This window comes from Corynebacterium sp. UBA2622 (genome assembly GCF_002339505.1).
Taxonomy (GTDB): Bacteria; Actinomycetota; Actinomycetes; order Mycobacteriales; family Mycobacteriaceae; genus Corynebacterium.
On sequence record NZ_DDJO01000002.1, the window covers coordinates 177,641 to 199,655 of the forward strand.

A 22,015-nucleotide genomic window follows, 5' to 3' on the forward strand; every position below is an offset into this window, starting at 1 on the left:
GCGGTCGGGTCTACTTCTGGTTGCCCTGGTTGGCCACGGCCGCGGCCCCGGCGGCTGCAGCCTCCGGGTCGAGGTACGTCCCGCCCGGGTTGAGCACCGTGCCCTCGGAGTCGATCTCGTAGACGAGCGGCATGCCGGTGGGGATGTTGAGCCCCGCGATGTCGTCGTCGGAGATGTTGTCCAGGTACTTCACCAGTGCGCGCAGGGAGTTTCCGTGCGCGGCGAGCATCACGTTCTTTCCGGCGAGGACCTCGGGCAGGATGACGTCGACGTAGTACGGCAGGAAGCGCTCCACCACATCCTTCAGGCACTCGGTGCGGGGCACTTCCGGGAGGAATGCGTAGCGCGGGTCGTCGGTCTGCGCGTAGCGGTTGTCCACCTCGATCTCCGGCGGCGGGGTGTCGTAGGATCGGCGCCACGTCATGAACTGCTCCTCGCCGAACTCCTCGCGGATCTCGGCTTTATTCAGGCCCTGGAGCTTGCCGTAGTGACGCTCGTTGAGGCGCCAGTTGCGCTGCACGGGGATCCAGTGGCGGTCCGCAACGTTGAGGCAGATGTTGGCGGTGCGGATCGCGCGGCGCAGCAGGGAGGTGAAGACGATGTCGGGCAGCACGCCCTTCTCCACGAGGAGCTTTCCGGCGTTGACCGCCTCCTGCTCACCCTGCTCGGTGAGGTCCACGTCAACCCAGCCGGTGAACTGGTTGGACTTATTCCACTCGCTCTGGCCGTGACGGACCAGAATCAACTTTCCGTTACCCATGTATCCAGCATGCCACGAACCGGGCCCCGCCGCGGCGCTATCCCTCACCCTCCGAAGGGGTCGCGCCGCTGGGTCCCGGGCACGAAATCGGCCAGCGTGTCCCGATAGACGGACTCGAGGTTCTCCCCCGCCGCCGCCCAGCTGAAGCGCGCCGCGTGGGCAACGGCGGCCTCCCCCATCGCCATGCGGCGGGGGTTGTCGTCGAGCAGCTCGCCCAGGGCCCGCGCCCACTGACCCGGGTCGTGGCTGTCGACCAGCAGGCCCGTCTCCCCGTCCGCCACCGCCAGGGGCAGACCCCCGACCCGCGCCGCCACCACCGGAGTGCCGGTGGCCTGCGCCTCCACGGCGACGAGGCCGAAGGATTCGTTGTAGCTCGGCACCGCAACCACGTCGGCCGCCTGGTAGACGCTCACCAGCTCCTCGGGCGGGCGCGGGCCGAGGAATCGAACGCGCGCGCCGAGCCCCTCCTCCCGGGCGAGGGAGCGGTACTTCTCCACGCTCGCGCCGCTTCCCGACGCCCCGCCGCACAGCACCAGGCGGACGTTGAGCTCGGGCTCCCGCCGGGCGAGCTCGCCCACGGCGCGGATGAGGACCTGAGGGCCCTTGAACTCCTGCAGGCGCCCCACGAACGCGACGACCTTGGCGTGCAGGGGAATGCCCAGGTTGCGGCGGGCCAGCTCGGTGTTGCGGTTCGTGCCGGGCGTGAACAGCGCGGTGTCCGCGCCCGGGGTGACCACCCGTATGCGGGAGGTGTCCACGTCGTAATGGCGGGCGAGCTCCACGCTCTCGTTGTCGGTGTTGACCACCAGGGCGCGGGCGTTGTCCACCAGCTGCTGCTCGCAGATCCGGCGGGCCTCCCCCTCCGCGGAGTCCTCGGCGGAGCGGTGGGCGTTCTTCACCGCGGCCCACGTGTGGCCGGTGTGCACCAGGGGCACCCGGGCCAGGTCGGCAAGGAGCCATCCCACCTGCCCCGACAGCCAGTAGTGGGAGTGGATGAGGTCGTACTCGACCTCGTGGGCCCGGGTGAACTGCACGATGCCCCCGGCGAACGCCGCAAACTGGGTGGGCAGCTCATCCTTGCTCAGGCCCTCGTAGGGCCCGGCCACGATGTTGACAACACGGAGGTTGTCCTCCACCTCCACCACCGTGCCCTGGCTGGGCCGGGAGGCCCGGGTGAACACGTCCACCTCCACCCCGCGGCGCGCCAGCTGCCTCGCAACGTTGAGCACGTAGACGTTCATGCCGCCCGCGTCACCGGCGCCCGGCTGCTCGAGCGGTGAGGTGTGCATGGAGATCATCGCGACGCGCATGCCCCCACCTTACGGGCGCGGGCCGGTGCGCGACGGGCGGTGCCGGGCTGCCGGTCTGACCCGTTCACCAGGCGGCGTGACGGTGCCAGGAGGCGAAGTCCGCCGCGACGGTGGCGGCCAGTTCCCGGTAGGCGCGGAGGGTGGGCGCACCAAGGCGGTCGAGCTCGACGACCGCCCCCTCGGCGAGGTGCCGGTCGTAGGGGACGGTGTGCACCGCGCGCGTCCGGGCGGAGAAATGCTCCACGAGGCGGGCCATGTCGATCGTCGGCTTGCCCGGCGCGGAGGCGGAGACCACCACCACCGCGTTCGCTGCCAACCGGTCGTAGCCGTGCAGGTTGAGCCAGTCGAGGGTGGCGGAGGCTGACTGCGCACCGTCGAGTGCGGGCGAGGTGACCAGCACCAGCGTGTTCGCCAGGTCCAGCACGCCCGCCATGGCCGAGTGCATGAGCCCGGTGCCGCAGTCGGTGAGGATCACGTTGTAGTGGTGCTGCAGGATGTCGACGGCCCGGCGGTAATCGGCCTCACTGAAGCTTTCGCTCACCGCCGGATCGCGCTCGGACCCGATGACCTCGAGCCGAGAAGGCGCCTGGTTGGTGAAGGCGCGCACCTGCGGGTAGCGGGAGGTGTCGGGCGCGGCGAGCAGGTCGCGGATCGTGGCCGGGGCGGCGGGCACCGCGCGCTGGGCGAGGGTGCCCAGGTCGGGGTTGGCGTCGATGGCGATCACCCGGTCGCCGCGCTCCGCGGCGAAGACCCCGCCGAGCGCCACCGTCGTGGTGGTCTTGCCGACACCCCCCTTCAGCGACATCACCGCGATGCGGTAGTCGCCCCGCAGGGGCGAGCGGATGGCGGCGGCAAGCTGCTCCTCGCGCAGCTCCTTCGCCGAGCCTCCCGGGTTGACCCGTCCCCCGGTCGCCGAGTGGACCAGGCGGCGCCACCCCCGCGCCGGCGGGGCCTTGACAGGGTTGACCAGCGTGTTCTGGTCCAGCCCGTGGACCGGCCCCTGGTGCGCATCCGGTTCGGTGTGCGCTCCCCCCTCGCGGTCTGCTCCGCGGCCCCGGGCCAAACCCGCCCCCAGCATCCGGCCCAACCCCGGGTTCACCCCCGAATGGTTCTCCTGGAGCGCAGGCGCGGAAACGGGCGCGGACATAGGTGTGTTCATTCTTCTTCCCCCTTGAAACCGCGCGGTACCGCGCGGGTGCTGCACAGATAAGTCAGTTCTTACACGATCCGCCGGGGCCCGCAACCGGAGCGGGAGGGCCGCAATGTAGTGAGCCTCACGAATCACATTCATATGTGACACGTAACACGAACGGATTACCTATACTGATCGCTAATTAGTCGTCGACAAGCACTAAGGAGAGCCTCGATGGGCGCTTTCGAAGAAAAAGCCTGGCTGCAGCATTACGCGCCATGGACACCTCACGAGATCGATCTCGGCACCGATACCCTCGTGGATCTCTACGAAAGGAACCTGGCCAAGCACTCCAACCGCGTGGCCACGTGGTTCTTCGGCCAGACCATGACGTATGCCGACCTGAACGAGCAGGTGCTCCGCCTCGCCGCCGGCCTCCAGGAGCTCGGCGTGAAGAAGGGCGACCGGGTGGCCATCCTGCTGCCCAACTGCCCCCAGCACATCGTGGCCTTTTCCGCGGTGATGCGTCTCGGCGCGATCGTGGTCGAGCACAACCCGCTCTACACCGCCTCCGAGCTGCTGCCGCAGTTCCAGGATCACGGCGCCAAGGTGGCCATCGTGTGGGACAAGGCGGCCGAGACCGTCTCCACCATCCGCCAGAATGCCCCGCTGTCGACGATCATCTCGGTCAACATGATCGAGGCCATGCCGCTGCCCTACCGCCTGGCGCTGAAGATCCCCGTCGGTCCGCTGAAGGAGATGCGCGACAAACTCTCCGCCCCCGCCGCGGCGACGATGCCGTGGCAGACGGTGATGATCGACAAGCAGTTCCACCCCTGCGAGGACATCACCCAGGACGACACTGCCCTCATCCTCTACACCTCGGGCACCACCGGCCCGCCGAAGGGCGCCCAGATCACCCACGGAAACCTCAACGCCGTGCTCAAGGGCGGCCTGAAGTGGGTCAAGGACCTCGGCAAGGATCCCGAGAAGATCATGGCCGTGCTCCCCATGTTCCACGTTTACGGCCTCGCGCTGAACTACGGCCTCGCGCTGGGCATCGGCGCGGAGATGATCCTCATCGCTTCCCCGGAACCGAACCTCATCTCGATGGCCCTGAAGAAGAACCCCCCGACCTTCTTCCCCGGTGTTCCCACGCTCTACGAGAAGATCGCCGACGGCGCGCTCGAGAACGACAAGCGCTACCCGTCGATCCGCAACTCCTTCTCGGGTGCGTCCACGCTGCCCGCGTCGACGATTGAGAAGTGGGAGTCCATCACCGGCGGCGTCCTCGTGGAGGGCTACGGCCTGACCGAGACCTCCCCGATCCTCACCGCCAACCCCATGGACGGCAACCACCGCCCCGGTTACATCGGCCTGCCCTTCCCCAACACGGAGGTGCGCATCGCCAACCCGGACAACCTCGATGAGACCATGCCCGACGGCGAACCCGGTGAGCTCGTGGCCCGCGGCCCCCAGGTGTTCAAGGGTTATCTGAACAAGCCCGAGGACACCGAGAACGCCTTCCACAACGGCTGGTTCCGCACCGGCGACATGGGCGTAATGGAGGAGGACGGTTTCATCCGCCTGGTCTCCCGCATCAAGGAGATGATCATCACCGGCGGCTTCAACGTCTACCCGGACGAGGTGGAGCAGGTGATGAAGCAGCACCCGGACATCGAGGACATCGCCGTCGTGGGCCGCCCGCGCAGCGACGGGTCGGAGGACGTGGTCGCCTGCGTCACCCTGCGCGAGGGTGCGGTGATCCAGTCGGACTCCCTGCGCGAGTACGCCCGCGAGCGTCTCACCGCCTACAAGGTGCCGCGCACCTTCTACCACTTCGAGGATCTGTCCCGCGACATGACGGGCAAGATCCGCCGCCGCGAGGTGCAGAAGACGCTGGTGGACATGCTCAACGCCGGCGACGACACCAAGGTCGGCGAGGACTCCTAGGGTTCCGGGAACCCGGCAGGATGAACCCCGCCCCACCGCTGACGCGGCCGGGGCGGGGTTCATCCGCGTTCCGGTGGACCGGGCTCGGCTACAGGGCCTTCTCCAGCGCCGCGCGCGTGGTGTCGCTGAAGGCCACGAAGCGCACCTCCTCCACCTTCGATGACGGGTGGTCCTCCCCGTATGCCCGGACCGTCTCCACCGCAATACGCGCGGCGTCGGGGATGGGCCAGCCGTACACGCCGGCGGAGACGAGCGGGAAGGCCACCGAGGCCGCTCCGATCTCGTCGGCGACCTCCATGGAGCGTCGGTAGCAGGAGGCGAGCTGGTCCGACTTATCCTTCGTCTTCGCCCACACGGGACCCACGGTATGGATGACCCAGCGGGCGGGCATGTTTCCGGCCCCGGTGGCCACCGCCTCGCCCGTCGGCAGGCCGTCGGGCCAGTCGCTCTCCCGGATCTGCCTGCACTCGCGCAGGATCTCTTTGCCCCCGGCGCGGTGGATCGCGCCGTCGACACCGCCACCGCCGAGCAGGGTGTGGTTGGCCGCGTTGACCACTGCGTCGACGGCCTGGGTGGTGATGTCGCCTGGAACCACGGAAAGTTTCATGGCCCCGAGGGTACGCCGCCACCCCGGGGCGGGTGACGGCGATCGACCTTGAAAAGCGGTGAGAGCCAGCCCACACAGGCATATACTCGTGGTCATGTCTGCACCTGATAACAAGCCCTGGCTGAAGTATTACCCGGAGTGGACGGCCCACTCCCTCGAATACGGCACGACGACGCTGCCGCAAATGTACGAGGACAACCTCGCCGCCAACGGCCACAAGCCCGCGACGTGGTTTTTCGGCCGCAGCCAGACCTATTCCGAGCTCGACCGCGAGGTGCGCGGCGCCGCCGCGGGCCTGAAGGCCTTCGGCGTGCGCCCCGGTGACCGCGTCGCCATCATGCTGCCCAACTGCCCCCAGCACGTCGCCGCCTTTTACGCGGTGCAGCTCCTCGGCGCCGTGGTGGTCGAGCACAACCCCCTCTACACCGCCGCCGAGCTGCTCCCGCAGTTCCAGGACCACGGTGCGCGCATCGCGATCGTGTGGGACAAGGTGGCCGACACGATGGAGAAGCTGCGCCCGGACACCGACCTGGAGACCGTCGTGAGCGTGGACATGACCAAGGCCATGCCGCGCCTGCAGCAGCTGGCCCTGCGCATACCCGTGAAGAAGATGCGCGACTCGCGGGACAAGCTGACCGGCCCGTCCACCCACACCGTGCCCTGGGAGGCCCTGACCGGCCTGGCCATCGGCGGCGCCGGCACGGACATCTCCGCACCCGAATCCCTCAGCCCCGAGGATCCGGCGCTCATCCTCTATACCTCGGGGACCACCGGAACCCCGAAGGGCGCCCAGCTGAGCCACAAGAACCTGCACGGCAACGCCTGGCAGGGCGTGGCGTGGGTCAAGCAGCTGCAGCAGCCGGGGCAGCGCATGCTGGCGACTCTCCCGTTCTTCCACGCCTACGGCCTGACCTTCTCGCTCACCCTGACGGTGCTGATCGGCAGTGAGGTCATGCTGCTGCCCGCGCCGGACATGGGGCTCATCCTCAGCGCAATGAAGAAGCACATGCCGTCGTTCGTGCCGGGTGTGCCCACCCTCTTCGAGCGCATCATCGCCCAGGCCAAGGAAAACGACATCGATCTTTCCGGCATCGAGATCGGTTTCTCGGGTGCATCCTCCCTGCGCGAGGAGACCATCGCCGACTGGGAGGAGCTCACCGGCGGCCGCCTCGTGGAGGGCTACGGGCTGACCGAGACCTCGCCGATCATCGTGGGCAACCCGCAGACGAAGGACCGCCGCCCCGGGTACATCGGCATCCCCTTCCCCGACACGGAGATCCGCATCATCGACCCGGACAACCCGGACGAGGAGAGGCCCGTCGGCGAGTCCGGCGAGCTGGTCGCCCGCGGCCCGCAGGTCTTCTCCGGTTACCTGCACAACCCGGAGGCGACCGAGAAGGCCTTCCACGACGGCTGGTTCCGCACGGGTGACATGGGTTTCATGGACGAGGACGGCTTCATCAAGCTCGTCTCCCGCATCAAGGAGCTCATCATCACCAACGGCTTCAACGTGTACCCGCAGGAGGTCGAGGACGTGATCTGCCAGCACCCGGACGTCGTCGACGCCGCGGTGGTGGGACGCCCGCGCAGCGACGGCTCCGAGGATGTCGTCGCCTGCGTCACACTGCGCGAGGGCGCCCCGCTGGAGCCGGAGGGGCTGAAGGACTTCGCGCGCGAGCGCCTCACCCGCTACAAGGTGCCGCGCACCTTCTACCACTTCGAGGAGCTGCCGCGCGACCAGATGGGCAAGATCCGCCGCCGTGAGGTGCAGGCCGAGCTGCTCGAGCGCCTCTCCGACGACTAAGCGCTAGTCGATGTTCACGCCCACCCACACGGGCTCGGGCACGAGGGTCACGCCAAAGCGCTTCTCGACGCCACCCCGGACATCCCTGGCCAACGCCACCACGTCGTCCGAGGTGGCGTTTCCCCTGTTCGTGAGCGCCAGGGTGTGTTTGGTGCTGAGGCGCGCGGGCGCCCCGTCACCGGGGTAACCGCGGGGAAACCCGGCGCGCTCGATGAGCCAGGCCGCGGACAGCTTCTCCCGGCCGTCGGGCTGCGGGAAACGCGGCATCCCCGTCTCACCGACCGTCGCCTCGATGCTGTCCGCAAGCTCCGGATCGACAACGGGGTTGGTGAAGAACGATCCGGCGGACCAGGTGTCGTGGTCCGCCGGATCGAGAACCATCCCCTTGGCCCGGCGGGTGGCCAGGATGTTCTCCCGCGCCTCAGCCAGCGGAAGACGCTCCCCGCCCAGGTGGCGCAGGGGGCGGGACAGCTCGGTGGGCTCCAGCTCCAGCTCCACCTCAAGCACCACCGCACGACCGGTGAACTTCAGGTTGGACCAGCGGTACGCCAAGTCGAGCGACTCGGCGGGCACCCACTCGTCGGTGCCCGTCTCGCGGTTCCAGAGGCGGACCCGGGAGAGCACGTCCGAGATTTCGGCGCCGTACGCGCCCACGTTCTGCACCGGGGTCGCACCCGCCGAGCCGGGAATGCCGGACAGGGCCTCGATGCCGCCGAGGCCGTTGTCCACGGCGAAGGCGACAACGTCGTCCCACACGGTGCCGGCTCCGGCGCGCAGGGTGTGGGCGTCGACAAGCTCGATGCCCCCGTTCTCCGCGAGCACCGCCGTGAAGCCCAGCCGGCCCTCGGCGACGACGAGGTTGGACCCGCCCCCGACGACGAGAAGCGGGGCGCCCTCGGCATCGAGACCGGCCACCGTGGAGGCGAGCTCGGTGGCGCTGGCGCAGCGGATCAGGTCGCGGGGGGTGCCGCCGACGCGAAGGGTCGTCAGCGAGGCGAAAGATGAATTAGACACGGCAACAACGGTAGTCTGATGGGCATGACCGCACACAGCGAAACCACCGTGACCATCAACCACCCGGCTGAGAAGGTCCACAAGGCCTTTACCACCAAGGAGTACTGGGAGTTCATCGCGGAGAACCTCTCGCCGGAGCCCGGCCAGCTCGCCGAGTTCACCGGGGACGCTGCAACCCTCTTCGAGGTCCTTCCGCAGTCCATCCTCCCCGAGGCCGCCCAGGCCATGATCTCCCAGGACCTCAAGCTCAAGCGCGTGGTCACCATTGGGGCGCTCGACGGTGAGGGTGCCCAGCTGTCCTACACCGGCGATGTCAAGGGCACGCCGGTCGATTTCTCCGGCACCATCGCCATGACCGGCGCCGGCGAGACCACAACCCTCGCCTACGACAACGAGGCGAAGGTGAACATCCCCTTCATGGGCGCCGCGCTGGAGCCCAAGGTGAGCGAGGCACTCGAGGAGATCTTCTCCAATGAGGGCAAGCTGACCGACCAGTGGATCTCCGAGAACCTCTAGCTCCGCACCTCCCCCATGGCCGACCACGCCCACAACCTGCGCGCGCAGGCCGGGCCGGGTCGGCCTTTTGGCGTGGTCACCCGGGGTACGACGGGCCAGAACCGCCTGCGCCGCTCCGACCGCTGGACCCGCCATAACGCCCGCATCCAGTCTGTGCTCCGCTCGTCGCCGCGGCCGCTGGCCCTCGATGTCGGTTACGGCGCATCCCACACGACCACCGTTGAGTGGGCCCGCTGGCTGCGGCAGATCAACCCGTCCGTCGAGGTGGTGGGCTTGGAGATCGAGCCCGAGCGCGTCCTCCCGCCCCGCGACGGCGTCCGCTTCCAACTCGGCGGCTTCGAACTCGCCGGATACCGCCCCCACCTCGTCCGCGCATTCAATGTTCTGCGCCAGTACGACGTCGCCGATGTCCCCGAGGTGTGGCGGACCGTCACCTCCTGCCTTGCGCCGGGAGGGTATTTCCTCGAGGGCACGTGCGACGAGCTCGGGCGCCGCGCGGCGTGGGTGCTTCTCGACGCCACCGGGCCCCTCTCCCTCACCCTGGCGTGGGACCCCCGCGACGTGTCCCGCCCCTCCGATGTCGCGGAGCGCCTTCCCAAGGTGCTGATCCACCGCAACTCCCCCGGGGAGCGAATCCACGCCCTGCTCACGGACGCGGACGCCGCCTGGGAGCACGCCACCGGCTGGGCACCCCACGGCCCGCGGGTGCGCTGGGCCCACGCCCACGCCGAGCTGCGCGAGCGGGGCTGGCCCCTGGCGCCGCTGCGCCGCACCCTGCGCGACAACACCCTCACGGTCGATTGGGGTGCCGTGGCCCCGCACGTATGATGTTGCGCATGAAGACAGCCTGGAAAGTCGTCGTCGGAGTTCTCGCCGCCCTGCTCGTCCTCCTCCTCGTGGCGGAGTTCGGGTTGCGCGCCTACATGGCCCACGAGATCCGCACCGACATCGCGGCGCAGAACCCCGATGTCTCCCAGGCCCGCGATGCCGAGGTCTCCTTCGGCCCGAGCCCCATAACGCTGGGCCTGATGCGCGGAACCATCCCCCACATGGCCATGAAAACTCCCTCCACCCTCTCGATCAACGGCGATTCCTTCACCGGCCAGCCCGCCGCGGACATCCGGGTGGACAACCTGCACGTCAACAACGGGCGGCAGGTGGCCGAAAACTTCGTCCTCACGACCGAGCTCCCCGACGACTACGTCCGCGTCATCCTCGAGCAGCAGCTCAGTCAGTCGCTCCAGCAGGCCGGTGCCGGGCGGGGCTCGCTTCTCGACGGCCTGCTCACCGTCTCCAGCGTCACCTCCCACCCGGAGAACGGCACCTTCTCCATCGGGGTGAGCGGCGGGGCCGCCGACCTCGAGCTGCGCCCGAAGATGGACGGCGACCGGCTCACCTTCGATGCCAGCTCCACCAAGCTTTTCGGGTTCCAGCTCCCCGAGAGCGCAACCGCCGGAATCACCGGTGCGATAGACAAGGGGATGCAGGACTCAGTGACGGGTGAGCTCGCGGTGCGCGACTTCACCGTCGTCGACGGCGGCCTGAACGTCACCCTCGCCGGCCACGACGTGGACATGGAGAAGATGGCCCAGACCGCCCCCGTGGCCAGCCGGTAACTAGGGCACTGCCGGCGCGGCGAACACCCGCGCGGCCCCGGCCTCCAGTGCGGCAACCGCCGCGTCCACGCCCGGTTCCACCCCGAACACCGCGACCTCGAGGGGGGTGTCCGGCGGGGCAATGCCGGCGGGAACCGCGAGGACCTCGAGCCCGGCCATCGCCGCCGCCCGCGCCTGGGGCGGATCGCCCGTGTAGACGAGCCCGAGCCTGGCCGGCGCAGCCACCGCCTGGCGCACGGCGACGATGTCGGCCAGCAGAGCGGTTCCGTCCAGCTCCCCGTCCACGGCGAGCCACACCTCCCCCGCCCCCGTCTCGGTGGCGAGACGTGCCTCCGCGGCCTTGATCACGCTGTGGTGGCGGCCCGTCGGCCAGCCGGCGACCGCCACAACGGGAACACCTGCCCTCGCGGCCGCGGTGATGTGGGTCGGCTCCACGACCGCGCCCGCGCCGGCGGCCTCCGCGTCAAACGAAAAAGGCGGCCGGCGCCCGAGGAGGCAAACCCCCGCCCGGGTGGCCAGCCACTGCAGGTCGTCCACGGCGCCTACCAGCTGTAGTTGCCGCGAATGATGTCGTTGAGCTGCGGGCGCACGTCCAGGTAGTAGATGCCCACCGCCACCGCGCCGAACCAGGCGACGAAGGGGAAGCGGAACAGGCACACGAGCGACGCGAGGGCGAGGATCCCCACCCAGACCCACTTGCTCTGTCGGCTCCCGGCCTCGTAGGCGTCCTCCCGGGTGGTGGCGGCGAGGACCACGCCGACCACGCCGGCGATGCCGACGAGTACGAACAGGAGATTGCGCACCAGGGTGGGGACCATCAGGACGGTTCCCACGAGCCCCAGGCTGCCAGTAAACACACGTACCTCTTTCTGCGATGCCGTCCGGGCCCGCGCGGCGGTGCCCGGCGGCGCGTTACTTCTCGGTTTCGGCGGCGCCGGGGTTTCCGGCGGTGTCGCGGGTCTCCTCCGAGACGACTTCACCGTCGACGACGTTGTCCTCGCGGCCCTCGCGGCCGTCGCGGGCAGCGCTGCCGCCGGCACCGTTGAACTGCTCGCTGACCTTGCCGATCATCCCCTCGAGACGCGCACGCAGGTCGTTGACGGTGCCCTCGGCATCGATGTCGGACTCCTCCGCGCGGTTGCGCACCCCGGCGACGGCCTGGTTGAAGGCCTCCCGAACCTCCGAGAGGGCGTCGCTGAACGCGGCCTTGGCATCCTCCGTCTGCGGCGAGTTCACGGTCGCGTCACCCGCGCGGGAAAGCGAGCCGGTGAGATCGCGCAGGATGCCCTCGGCATCGGTGGCGAAGGAGGAGGCCGCCGCGCGGAAGTCGCGGTCGTTGTCCGCGGAGCTGAAGGAGGCACGCGCGTTCTCCACGGCCGCCTTGAACTGTGTCCCCAGCGTGTCGTTGTCGGCGGCACCGCCGAGGGCGTGCGCGCCCTGCGGGGCCTCCGCGCCGCGGTCCTCCCGGAAGTTGTGCGCGAAGTGGCTGACGACGTTGCTCAGCGCCGAGCCGGCCAGCAGCCACGCCTCGCCCGCGCTCTTCAGGCTGTCCATGAGCGAGCCGTCGTTCGCGTCGGGTGTGCCGGCGCCGCTGCGGGGCGTGTTGTCCGAAGTCATGATGCAATATCCTTTTTGTCGGCGGAGGACGCGGGAGCGCTGCCCCGGTCATTTCCTCAGAAAAACAGTAACTGGGAGACAGTGTAGATAGCCAAACCCGCGAGCGCACCCACGATCGTGCCGTTCAGGCGGATGAACTGCAGGTCCTTGCCCACCATCAGCTCGATTTTCTCGCTCGCCTCCTCACCGTCCCAGCGCTGGATCGTCTCCGAGATGATGCCGACGATCTCGCCCGCGCCGTTCTCGGCGACGAAGTGGGTCACCCGCTGCAGGTTCTCCTCCGCAGCCGCGCGGACTTCCGGGTCACGGACCAGCTTGCCGCCCCACTCCAGGCAGAGCGAGGTGATCTTGCGCCGCAGCACGGAGCCGGGATCCGTCGCCGCGTCGACGAGCGAGGCGGAGACCTGTTCCCAGATCCCGCCCGAGACATCCGCCAGCGCGCGCGAGCCCAGCACGTCGGCCTTGAGCCCCTCCACACGCGCGATCATGTCGGGGTCATGCTTGAGATTCGATGCGAACTGGGAGACCTGCCGGCGGATCGCTCGGCGTGCCTCGTGGTCAGGGTTGGTGTCCACCTCCGCCATGAAGTCCACCATCTCCCGGTACACGCGCTCGCCGACCAGCTCCTTGGCAAAGCGGGGCGCCCACCTGGGCATGCGCTCGTCGATCATCGTGACGATGGTGCCCTCCATGCCCGCGACCTTGTCCCGGCCCCAGGAGACGACGTCGTCGACAAGCGGCTCTATCTTGCCGTCGGCGATGAGCCCGTCGAGGGCCCGGCCGAGCGGCGGGCCCCATTCGGGCTCGGCGGCGCGGCTGACAACCTGTTCCCGGATGAAGCGCTCGGCCTCCACCGGGTCGATGCCGGTCACGGTGCGCTGGATGAATCCGCCGGCGCGGTGCGAGACTGCCTCCGCGTTCCCTGGTTGCGTGAGCCAGCCACCCACCCGCCGGGGTACGTCCGCGGCCGCGACCTTTTCCGTGATGGTCTGCGCGTTGAGGAAGTTCTCCCCGACAAAGTCGCTGAGCGCCTCCGCCACCTGGTCCTTCTTCCTCGGAATGATGGCCGTGTGCGGGATGGGGATGCCCATCGGGTAGCGGAACAGCGCGGTGACGGCGAACCAGTCCGCCAGCCCGCCCACCATGCCGGCCTCGGCCGCCGCGCGCACGTAACCGACCCACACCGGGGCCTCCCCGCGGGACTGCCACCAGGAGCAGGACAGGAAGATGGCGGCCATCAGCACGAGAAGGCTGGTGACAAAGATCTTGTGCTTGCGCAGCGTCGCGCGGCGCTCCTCCTCGTTGCTCGGGGTGGGAAGCGCAAAAGCGTTTTCAGGCATGCCTCGATTAAAGCAGCCCGGGGCGATACGGGGTTCGGCCAGGCACGAAAGAGCTCCCTGCCGGGTGGGCAGGGAGCTGGGTGGCGCTTGACGACGCGCCGTGAGCGGCGCCCCGGGTATAACCGCTAGTTGATGCGGCCGGTGCGGGTGCGGTACTCCTTGTACCCCCTGCGCGCCGTGGAGATGAGCACCACACCGAGGATGAGAGTCAGCGCCACCTCCACCAGCCCGAGCACGAGGAGGCGGTTGCTCAGATCCACCTGGGAGCCGGAGCCCCAGAGGTGGGCAGCGGCGCCCCAGACTGCCAAACCGATGCCGAACAGGGCCGCGAGGATCAGGCCCAGACCGATCCACAGCTTGCGCGTGTGGAGGGAGGAGTGGGGCGCACCCAGCGAGACCGGGTCGTAGCCCTCGATGTAGGCGTCCTCGATGCGCGCCTCGTAATCCGGGAAGGACTCGGTGCGGATGTCCGCCACGGAGTCGTTGGTGAAAGCCATGTCACTCGTTTCCTTCGTTTGGCTGGTGAAGCAAGGGAGGTGGGAGTCTTACCTGCGCACCAGTATACGGGGTGTTTTCACCCCCGCACACGGTGTGCAGGTGCGCCCTCTAGTTGTCGTTGCCGCGGAACGCCGCGCGGGCGCGCTCCGCGTTGATGGAACTGACCGCATCCAGCGGAATGCCGGCCGGGCAGACATCGGCGCACTCGCCGAACAGCGAGCAGTGGCCGAAGTTGGTCTCCAGCTCGTCCACCATCTGGCGGGCGCGCTTGCCGCGCTCCTCCTTGCCCAACGGGAGGAGCTTGAGGTGCTTCAGCTTGGCGCCGGTGAACAGGTGGGCCGCACCGTTCGGGCACGCTGCCACGCAGGCGCCACAGCCGATGCAGGCCGCGTAGTCGAGCGCACGCTCGGCGTCGTGGTGGTTGACATGCAGGGTGTCGGCATCGGGGGCGGTGCCGGCGGCCACGGAAACGTAACCGCCCTGCTGCATCACGCGGTCGAGCGCGGAGCGGTCGACGGTGAGGTCCTTGATCACCGGGAACGCGCCGGAGCGGAACGGCTCGATCTTGAGGGTGTCGCCGTCCTTGTAGTTGTTCAGACGCTGCAGGCAGGCAGTGGTGTTCTGTCCCGCACCGTGGGGGCGGCCGTTGACGGTCACACCGCAGGTGCCGCAGATGCCCTCGCGACAGTCGGAGGCGAAGGTGAACGGCTCCTTGCCGGCCTCCACGTAGGAGTTGTTCACGTGATCGAGCAGCTCCAAGATGGACATCTGCTCCACGGCATCGTCCACCTGAACCGTCTCGAAGCTTCCTTCAGTATCGGGTCCGGCCTGACGCCAGATCTCAAGTGTCAGTTTCATTACTTGTAGTTCCTTGCCATCAGAGGGATCGAATCGAAGTACAGGGGCTCCGCGTGACGGATGAATTCACCCTCGCCGGCCGGCTCCCAGGCGGAGACGAAGCACCAGTTCTCGTCGTCGCGCTGCGCCTCGCCATCCTCGGTGAGGTGGTCGACGCGGTAGTGGGCGCCGCAGGACTCGTCGCGGTCGAGCGCATCGACGCACATGAGCTCGCCCAGGTTGATGTAATCCACCAGACGGATAGCGGCCTCGAGCGTCTGGTTCATGTCGTTCGGGGTACCCGGAATGGAGATGTTGGTCCAGAAGTCCTCGCGCAGGGCACGGATCTTGCGCAGACCCTCCTCCAGCCCCTCCACGGAGCGGGCGACGCCGCAGTGCTCGTAGAGGATCTCACCGAGCTGCTCGTGGAAGTACTCCGGGCCGTGCGGCTCGGGCCCGCGCACGCTCATCAGGCGCTCGATCATGTCCTGCACGCGCTGGACTGCCTCGACGGACTCGGGGGAGTCGGTCGCCGGGGCTTCCTCGCCGAGGTGGCTGGCCAGGTAGTTCGGAATCGTGAACGGCAGGGTGAACCAGCCGTCGACGGAGGCCGAGAGCAGAGAGTTGGCGCCCAGGCGGTTCGCGCCGTGGTAGGTCCAGGAGCACTCACCGGCGGCGAAGAGGCCGTCGATGGAGGTCATCTCGTTGAAGTCCGTCCACAGGCCGCCCATGGTGAAGTGGACGGTCGGCGCGATGCGCATCGGGGACTGGTAGGGGTCCTCTCCGGTGGAGTCCTCGTACATCTCGAAGAGGTTGGAGTAGCGCTCGCGGATGGTGTCCTCGCCGAGGCGCTCAATGGCGTCGGAGAAGTCCAGATACGCGGAGTTGTGCAGCGGGCCCACTCCGTAACCGGCGTTGAGCTGCTGCGAAATCGCGCGGGAGGCGACGTCGCGGGGCACGAGGTTGCCGAACGCCGGGTAGCGGCGCTCGAGGAAGTAGTCGCGCTCCTCCTCCGGGATGGAGTTGGGGTCGCGGTCGTCGCCCTTCTCCTTGGGCGTCCAGATGCGGCCGTCGTTACGCAGCGACTCGGACATCAGGGTCGTCTTCGCCTGCCACTTCGCGTTGACCGGCAGGCCGGTCGGGTGGAACTGGATGAAGCAGGGGGAGGCGAGGTAGGCACCGCGCTCGTAGGCGCGCATCATGCCGGACGCGTTGGAGTTCTTCGCCAGCGTCGTCTTGTGGTACACGTTGCCGTAACCGCCGGTGGCCAGCACCACCGCGTGACCGGTGAACGGCGTGATCTCACCGGTGATGAGGTTGCGGGTGACGATGCCGTTGCAGTGCTTGCCACCCTCCTGCTCGGTGATGATCAGGTCCATCAGGTCGTGGTGGGTGAAGATCTCCACGTTTCCGAGGTGGATCTGGCGCTGCAGCGCGGAGGCGGTGGACAGCTGGAGCTGCTGGCCCGTCTGGCCACGGGTGTAGTAGGTGCGGGAAACCTGCACGCCGCCGAAGGAGCGGGTGGCGAGGGTGCCGCCGTACTCGCGGGCGAAGGGGGCGCCGATGGCGTTCATGTGGTCGATCACGCGGACCGACTCGACGGCGAGGCGCCAGCAGTCGGACTCGCGGCAGCGGTAGTCGCCGCCCTTGACGGTGTCCTTCACGTGGCGGTAGGCACCGTCGTTGTCGACCTTCTTGCCGCGGGCGGAGTTCACGCCGCCCTGGGCGGCGATGGAGTGCGCACGGCGCGGCGCATCGTGGTAGGTGAAGACCTTGACGTTGTAACCCAGCTCGCCGAGGGCCGCGGCGGCGGCACCACCGGAGAGGCCGGTACCCACGATGAGGATCGTGAACTTGCGGCGGTTGAGCGGGGAGACCAGGTTCATGTGGTCCTTCTGGTGCTCCCACATGTCCTTCATGCGGACCTCGTGGCGGTTCGGCTCCGCATTCTCGAGGATGAGGCCCGGGGTGACGCCCGCGACGGAGGAGGCCGGCTGGCGGAACTCCTTGTCGGCGGAGCCGGACGCAGCACCGGCTTTCGTGTCAGCCTTGGTACCGGCCGGAGTGGCGATGCTGGAACCCTGACGGGGGGAAGGGGTAGTCATGTGATTGTTCTCCTAATCAGCCGTTACCGTGCGAAATCCGGGACCCAGCCGAGCATGATCGCCAGCGGCATGACGATGTTGCCGAGCACGACGATCGCCGGGAGGATGTAGGCGAGAATGACCATGAGTGCGTGGCCACGCTTGCCCAGCCAACCAAGGTCGGAGACCGCCAGGTAGATGCCGTGGGTGAGGTGCAGCAGCAGCGCCAGGTTGGCGATGATGTAGACCAGCGCGACCCACCAGCGGCTCGGCGCGAAGGTGGCGAGCATGTTGTTGCGCACCGCACCGTGGACGAACTGGTCGGAGGCCACGACTTGGCCGAAGGTGAGGTCGAGCAGGTGGAACAGCACGAAGAGAAGCAGGATCACGCCAGTGACGAGCATCCAGCGCGTCGCCGTGGACTGCCAGCCACCCATCAGGTTGGTGCGGCGGAACTTACCGCGGGATCGGGACGAACGGGCGCGAAGGGCGAATGCACCCCAGACGTGAAGAACGAGAGCCGCCAGCAGCACCGCGCGGATGATCCAGAGAAGACCGGTGTGCGGGAACAGCGGCTCACCCATGCTGCGCAGGAAGCTTGCGTAGTCATCGATGGGCGCGACGCCGTTCGCGTGCAGCGGCATGAAGATCTTGAGGTTTCCGACCATGTGGCCGAGGACGAACAGACCAAAAAGAAGGCCGGTGATGGCCATGGTCAGCTTGACGGCCCAGGTGGGGAAGGACGGCCGCTCGCGCAGCGGCTTTTCGGTAATTTTTCCGTGACGAATTGCGTCACGATCTGCGTTTTGAACAGTCATGGCACCTCCAGTGTCGATATCACTCTACGAAATGCGCCGGGAGTTCACCTATTTATCGCTCCCTGCCTTTTGGCCTGGCTAAGCCGCCCGAGCGTGCGGGGGGCGTCCCGTCACCGCAGCTTCCGGGCCCGGGCCGTCCCACCCGGACCCCCGTGGGGGCCGCTCCCAGCCGTTTCGGATTTTCCCACCGGTCACGCACAGGGAAAGGCGCGGAAAATTGTGACCTTCGACACCCCGGGGGTGTCGTGTAGCTGGCGCCTCCCCCCGTCACCCCAAAGGGTGTCAAACTTTCGGCTGTTAGCCGAACCTAACCCTTGACCTCGGGTTGAACACACGGATGCGAAGTGTTTTCCGGAAACTTCGCAATCCGTTGCCGCGGCGATGGTTAGATGTTGCTCATGTCCAAGACCTACGTGGGTTCGCGGCTGCGGCAGCTGCGCCGGGAGCGCAACCTGAGCCAGGCCTCGCTCGCCGCCACCCTCCAGCTCTCCGCCTCCTACGTCAACCAGATCGAACACGACGTCCGCCCCCTCACGGTCCCGGTGCTCAAGCGGATCACCGAGGCCTTCGGTGTGGATGCGACATTCTTCTCGCGCGATGACGACTCCCGGCTCCTCGCGGAGCTCAAGGACGTGGTGGAGGATCAGGAGCTGGGCACGCCCCACATCGAGCTGCAGGAGCTCTCGGAGCTGGTGTACCGCCACCCGGCCGTGGCCCGCTCCGTCGTGGAGATACACCGCCGCTACAGCAACGCCCGCGACAAGCTCACCCTGGCGACGGATTCGCGCGTCTCGTCCTCCGAGCCGCTGTCCATGCCCCACGATGAGGTGCGGGACTTCTTCTACTCCCGGCAGAACTACCTCGACGACCTCGACCACGCCGCCGAGGCCCTCGCCGGGACAATCGGTGTGGAGCGCTTCGGCATCCACTCCACCGAGCGGGCGCTGACGGAACACATCACCCGCGACCACGGCATCGAGGTGCGCACCAGCCCTTCCGAGCAGGGTGTCCTCCACCATCTCGACACCGCCACCGGCACCCTCTCACTCTCCCCCATCCTCTCCTCGGGCCAGCGCGCGTTCCGCATCGCCCTCGAGCTCGCTTACCTGGACGCGGGACAGCTCATCGACGCCCACGTCGCCGCGGAGCCGTTCTCCTCCGCAACCTCCGTCGACCTGGCCCGGCGCGGCATCGCGAGCTATTTCGCCGCCGCGACCCTCCTGCCGTACACCCTCATGCACTCCGAGTCAGAGAAGCACGGTTACGACGTGGACTACCTCTGCCACGTCTTCGGCGTCGGTTACGAGACCGTGGCGTCGCGCCTGTCCACACTCCAGCGCGCCAACATGCGGGGCGTGCCGTTCACCTTCGTGCGGGTGGACCGGGCCGGCAATATCTCCAAGCGCCAGTCCGCCACCGGCTACCACTTCTCCACTTCCGGCGGCACGTGCCCCCTATGGGGGATCTACGAGTCCTTCGCGCGGCCCGGGGAGTCGGTGAGGCAGCACGCGATGATGCCCGACGGCCGCACCTACCTCTGGGTCGCGCGGACCGTGCGCCACCACCGCTTCCAGTTCAACGAGACGGAGAAGCTTTTCGCCATCGGCCTGGGCTGCGAGACACGGCACGCGGAGCGCACCATCTACGCCCGCGGGCTTCCGCTTGACGACGCCACCCAGGCCATCCCGATCGGTGCCGGGTGCCGCGTCTGCCCGCGCGAAAACTGCGCCCAGCGCGCCTTCCCGTCCATCCACCACGGCATCGAGGTCGATCCCCACACCACTTCCATCGCACCGTACTGACACTCCCGGGCGCGTGGCGGCCGCGGTGTTTTTCCCTACACTGGGGGTATGACCCAGAACACTAATTCCGCAAGCCGCGTCATCGACGCCTCCGCCAACGAAATTTTCAACATCCTCTCCAACCCGGAGCGCCACCCGGAGACCGACAACTCCGGTTCGGTCGTCTCCGTCGACCGGGGCGAGCGCATCAAGGCCGTGGGCGACACCTTCACCATGAACATGACCAAGGAGGACGGCGATTACCAGACCCGTAACGAGGTCTTCGCCTTCCAGGAGAACAAGGTCATCGGGTGGAAGAACGTCGAGAACATCACCGCCGACGTCCAGGTGGGTGCGAAATGGCTCTACGAGCTCGAGCCCGTCGACGCGGACCACACCCGCGTGACTCTCACGTATGACCGCACCGATATCGAGTCCGACAAGGTTCGGGCCATGTCGGGGAACTTCCAGGACGACTACCTGGAGGAGGCTCTGGAGGCCCTCGCGACCGCCGTCTCCGGCAGCTAAGCGCTCCCTGAACGCAGCACAAAGGGCGCCCACCGTTCGGTGGGCGCCCTTTGTGACGTCGTCAAGCGAATGCCTAGAGGTTGATCATGTGCCCCTCGACACCGTGGGCGATCTCCTTGAGGACCTCGGAGAGCGTCGGGTGGATGTGGATGTTGCGGGCGATCTCGTTAGCGGTGAGGTCGAAGCGCTGGGCCAGGGTGACCTCCGGAAGGAGCTCCGAGACGTTCGGGCCGACGAGGTGCGCGCCGAGAATCTCCCCGAACTCGCCGTCGGCGATGAGCTTGCCGAAGCCCTGCGCCTCAGCCAGGCCGACCGCCTTGCCGTTCGCGCTGAAGGGGAAGGTGGCGACCTTGATGTCGCGGTCCGGCCACTTCTTTCGGGCCTGTTCCTCGGTGTAGCCCATGGAGGCGACCTGCGGGTTACAGAAGGTCGCGCGCGGGGTCATCATGTAATCATCGATCAACATTGTCTCCGCACCCGCGATGACCTCGGCCGCGATGATGCCCTGCGCCTCCGCGACGTGGGCGAGCTGCAACTTGGCGGTGACATCGCCGATGGCGTAGATGCCCTCGACGTTCGTGCGCATCGAGTCGTCGATGGCGATCGCGCCGCGCTCGGTGAGCTCGACACCCGTATTCTCCAGCCCGAAGCCCTCGACACGCGGGGCGAAGCCGACGGAGATCATCACGCGGTCGACGGTAAGTGTCTCGGTCTTGTCGGTGCCGTTCTTCTGGATGTCAACCTCGACGGAGTCGCCCTTGTCGCGCACCGCGGTGGTGGCGTGGCCCGTCATGAGCTTCACGCCGAGCTTCTTGTACGCCTTGGCGATCTCCTTGGAGACGTCCTTGTCCTCGTTCGGCAAAACACGGTCCATGTACTCCACCACGGTGACGTCCACCCCGTAGTTGGACAGGACGTAGGCGAACTCCATGCCGATGGCGCCGGCACCCACGATGACCATCTTCTTCGGGGCCTCGGGGTTGAGGATCTGCTCCTCGTAGGACACCACGTTGTCGGAGAGCTCGATGCCGGGCAGGGTGCGCACGACGGAGCCGGTGGCGATGATGCAGTTGTCGAAGGTGAGGGTCTTGCCCTCGTCGTCGCCTTCGGTCACCTCGATGGTCTTGGCGTCCTTGAAGGTGCCCAGGCCGTGGATCTCGGTGATCTTGTTCTTCTTCATCAGGTAGTGAACGCCGTTGACGATCTTGTCGGAGACCCCGCGGGAGCGCTTGTGCGCGTCCGCGTAGTCGAATTCGACGTCACCCTTGATGCCGAAGGTCTTCGCCTCATGGTTGAAGATGTGGGCAACCTCGGCGTTCTTGATGAGGGACTTGGACGGGATGCAACCCACGTTCAGGCACACACCGCCCCAGTACTTCTTCTCTACGACAGCTACCTTCTTGCCCAGCTGGGCGGCACGGATAGCGGCGACGTAGCCACCGGGGCCAGCGCCGAGCACAACAACGTCATAATGTTCATTACTCACGCCTAACAGGATACGTGCGCGGGCGGTGTCGTGGTGGGATGGGCCGAAATACGTGCCCCGGCGGCGGGGACGTGCCCGGGAAGGGGCCCATCCCCGGGGGCGTCTACGGGCCCGGGAGCTGGCACCGCGGTGGTCCGTGGCATAAAAAATCGCCCCTTTGGGGCGATTTGCCGGGACCCCGCCTCACCCCGTTCGTTCGGTTAGGGGGCCAGCGGGGCTGGGGTTACTAGATGATGTGCAGGCGCGCCGCCAGCATGGAGGAGGCGGAGGAGCCGGCGTGGATCGCCTGGCCGAGAACGTTGTTGATCATGAGC

21 protein-coding genes are annotated in these 22,015 nt (G+C 67.7%); 7 read left to right on the forward strand and 14 right to left on the reverse strand.

Annotation, left to right across the window (positions count from 1 at the left end):
• Positions 1-10: 10 nt before the first annotated feature.
• The 3 genes from B3611_RS01410 to B3611_RS01420 all read right to left on the reverse strand — a co-directional run bounded on the left by B3611_RS01410 (position 11) and on the right by B3611_RS01420 (position 3,229).
• On the reverse strand, positions 11-760 hold the full coding sequence (locus tag B3611_RS01410) for a phosphoglyceromutase (RefSeq protein WP_291313293.1): 750 nt from the start codon (positions 758-760) through the stop codon (positions 11-13).
• 44 nt (positions 761-804) lie between these two features.
• Positions 805-2,070, reverse strand: a complete 1,266-nt coding sequence (mshA, locus tag B3611_RS01415; protein WP_291313294.1) for a D-inositol-3-phosphate glycosyltransferase — start codon at positions 2,068-2,070, stop codon at positions 805-807.
• 64 nt (positions 2,071-2,134) lie between these two features.
• The gene (locus tag B3611_RS01420) at positions 2,135-3,229 is read right to left on the reverse strand and encodes a MinD/ParA family ATP-binding protein (RefSeq protein WP_291313295.1); all 1,095 of its coding nucleotides are present in this window, start codon (positions 3,227-3,229) and stop codon (positions 2,135-2,137) included.
• Between the two features lie 207 nt (positions 3,230-3,436).
• On the opposite strand from B3611_RS01420, the gene B3611_RS01425 reads away from it, so the two are divergent.
• The gene (locus B3611_RS01425) at positions 3,437-5,155 is read left to right on the forward strand and encodes a long-chain-fatty-acid--CoA ligase (RefSeq protein WP_291313296.1); all 1,719 of its coding nucleotides are present in this window, start codon (positions 3,437-3,439) and stop codon (positions 5,153-5,155) included.
• A gap of 88 nt (positions 5,156-5,243) precedes the next feature.
• Here B3611_RS01425 and B3611_RS01430 read toward each other — a convergent pair whose 3' ends face one another.
• A complete protein-coding gene (locus B3611_RS01430; protein WP_291313297.1) occupies positions 5,244-5,762 on the reverse strand; it encodes an O-acetyl-ADP-ribose deacetylase in 519 nt (172 codons plus the stop codon).
• Positions 5,763-5,856: 94 nt separating this feature from the next.
• Here B3611_RS01430 and B3611_RS01435 point away from each other — a divergent pair, with 94 nt between their 5' ends.
• Entirely contained in the window at positions 5,857-7,566 is a 1,710-nt protein-coding gene (locus B3611_RS01435; protein ID WP_291313298.1) for a long-chain-fatty-acid--CoA ligase, read from the forward strand.
• 3 nt (positions 7,567-7,569) lie between these two features.
• Here the strand turns inward: B3611_RS01435 and B3611_RS01440 are convergent, their stop codons facing one another.
• Positions 7,570-8,616: a UDP-N-acetylmuramate dehydrogenase gene (locus B3611_RS01440; RefSeq protein ID WP_414646277.1), complete on the reverse strand. Its 1,047-nt coding sequence runs from the start codon at positions 8,614-8,616 to the stop codon at positions 7,570-7,572.
• On the opposite strand from B3611_RS01440, the gene B3611_RS01445 reads away from it, so the two are divergent.
• From B3611_RS01445 to B3611_RS01455, 3 genes are read left to right on the forward strand one after another with little or no spacing between them, the layout of a single operon-like run.
• On the forward strand, positions 8,605-9,096 hold the full coding sequence (locus tag B3611_RS01445) for a DUF2505 domain-containing protein (RefSeq protein ID WP_291313300.1): 492 nt from the start codon (positions 8,605-8,607) through the stop codon (positions 9,094-9,096). The genes B3611_RS01440 and B3611_RS01445 overlap by 12 nt on opposite strands.
• A 15-nt stretch (positions 9,097-9,111) precedes the next feature.
• The gene (locus tag B3611_RS01450; protein ID WP_291313301.1) at positions 9,112-9,924 is read left to right on the forward strand and encodes a class I SAM-dependent methyltransferase; all 813 of its coding nucleotides are present in this window, start codon (positions 9,112-9,114) and stop codon (positions 9,922-9,924) included.
• Between the two features lie 8 nt (positions 9,925-9,932).
• A complete protein-coding gene (locus B3611_RS01455) occupies positions 9,933-10,712 on the forward strand; it encodes an LmeA family phospholipid-binding protein (RefSeq protein WP_291313302.1) in 780 nt (259 codons plus the stop codon).
• Here B3611_RS01455 and B3611_RS01460 read toward each other — a convergent pair whose 3' ends face one another.
• From B3611_RS01460 to B3611_RS01495, 8 genes are all read right to left on the reverse strand, one after another.
• Positions 10,713-11,249, reverse strand: coding sequence for a deoxyribose-phosphate aldolase (locus B3611_RS01460; protein WP_291313303.1), 537 nt, complete (start codon positions 11,247-11,249; stop codon positions 10,713-10,715).
• 5 nt (positions 11,250-11,254) lie between these two features.
• Complete coding sequence (locus B3611_RS01465; RefSeq protein ID WP_291313304.1) at positions 11,255-11,569, reverse strand: DUF2516 family protein; 315 nt, start codon at positions 11,567-11,569, stop codon at positions 11,255-11,257.
• A 55-nt stretch (positions 11,570-11,624) separates the two neighbouring features.
• A complete protein-coding gene (locus B3611_RS01470; protein WP_291313305.1) occupies positions 11,625-12,329 on the reverse strand; it encodes a CGLAU_01105 family protein in 705 nt (234 codons plus the stop codon).
• Positions 12,330-12,385: 56 nt separating this feature from the next.
• A complete protein-coding gene (locus B3611_RS01475) occupies positions 12,386-13,669 on the reverse strand; it encodes a DUF445 domain-containing protein (RefSeq protein WP_291313306.1) in 1,284 nt (427 codons plus the stop codon).
• 125 nt (positions 13,670-13,794) lie between these two features.
• Entirely contained in the window at positions 13,795-14,166 is a 372-nt protein-coding gene (locus tag B3611_RS01480; RefSeq protein ID WP_291313307.1) for a hypothetical protein, read from the reverse strand.
• Positions 14,167-14,275: 109 nt separating this feature from the next.
• Entirely contained in the window at positions 14,276-15,025 is a 750-nt protein-coding gene (locus tag B3611_RS01485) for a succinate dehydrogenase/fumarate reductase iron-sulfur subunit (RefSeq protein ID WP_291313308.1), read from the reverse strand.
• Positions 15,025-17,109: a fumarate reductase/succinate dehydrogenase flavoprotein subunit gene (locus tag B3611_RS01490; protein ID WP_291313309.1), complete on the reverse strand. Its 2,085-nt coding sequence runs from the start codon at positions 17,107-17,109 to the stop codon at positions 15,025-15,027. Before B3611_RS01490 ends, B3611_RS01485 begins: the two co-directional genes overlap by 1 nt.
• Positions 17,110-17,132: 23 nt before the next feature.
• Positions 17,133-17,906 carry a succinate dehydrogenase cytochrome b subunit gene (locus B3611_RS01495; RefSeq protein ID WP_291313310.1) on the reverse strand — a complete coding sequence of 258 codons (774 nt, stop codon included), beginning with the start codon at positions 17,904-17,906 and terminating at the stop codon, positions 17,133-17,135.
• 398 nt (positions 17,907-18,304) lie between these two features.
• Between B3611_RS01495 and ramB the strand changes: the two genes are divergently transcribed.
• Together ramB and B3611_RS01505 are read left to right on the forward strand one after the other, a co-directional pair.
• On the forward strand, positions 18,305-19,708 hold the full coding sequence (gene ramB, locus B3611_RS01500) for an acetate metabolism transcriptional regulator RamB (RefSeq protein ID WP_291313311.1): 1,404 nt from the start codon (positions 18,305-18,307) through the stop codon (positions 19,706-19,708).
• A gap of 48 nt (positions 19,709-19,756) precedes the next feature.
• Positions 19,757-20,215 (forward strand): SRPBCC family protein, encoded by a 459-nt coding sequence (locus B3611_RS01505; protein ID WP_291313312.1) that lies wholly within the window; start codon positions 19,757-19,759, stop codon positions 20,213-20,215.
• 73 nt (positions 20,216-20,288) lie between these two features.
• On the opposite strand, the gene lpdA is transcribed toward B3611_RS01505, so the two are convergent.
• Positions 20,289-21,701 (reverse strand): dihydrolipoyl dehydrogenase, encoded by a 1,413-nt coding sequence (gene lpdA, locus B3611_RS01510; RefSeq protein WP_291313313.1) that lies wholly within the window; start codon positions 21,699-21,701, stop codon positions 20,289-20,291.
• Between the last annotated feature and the right edge of the window lie 314 nt (positions 21,702-22,015).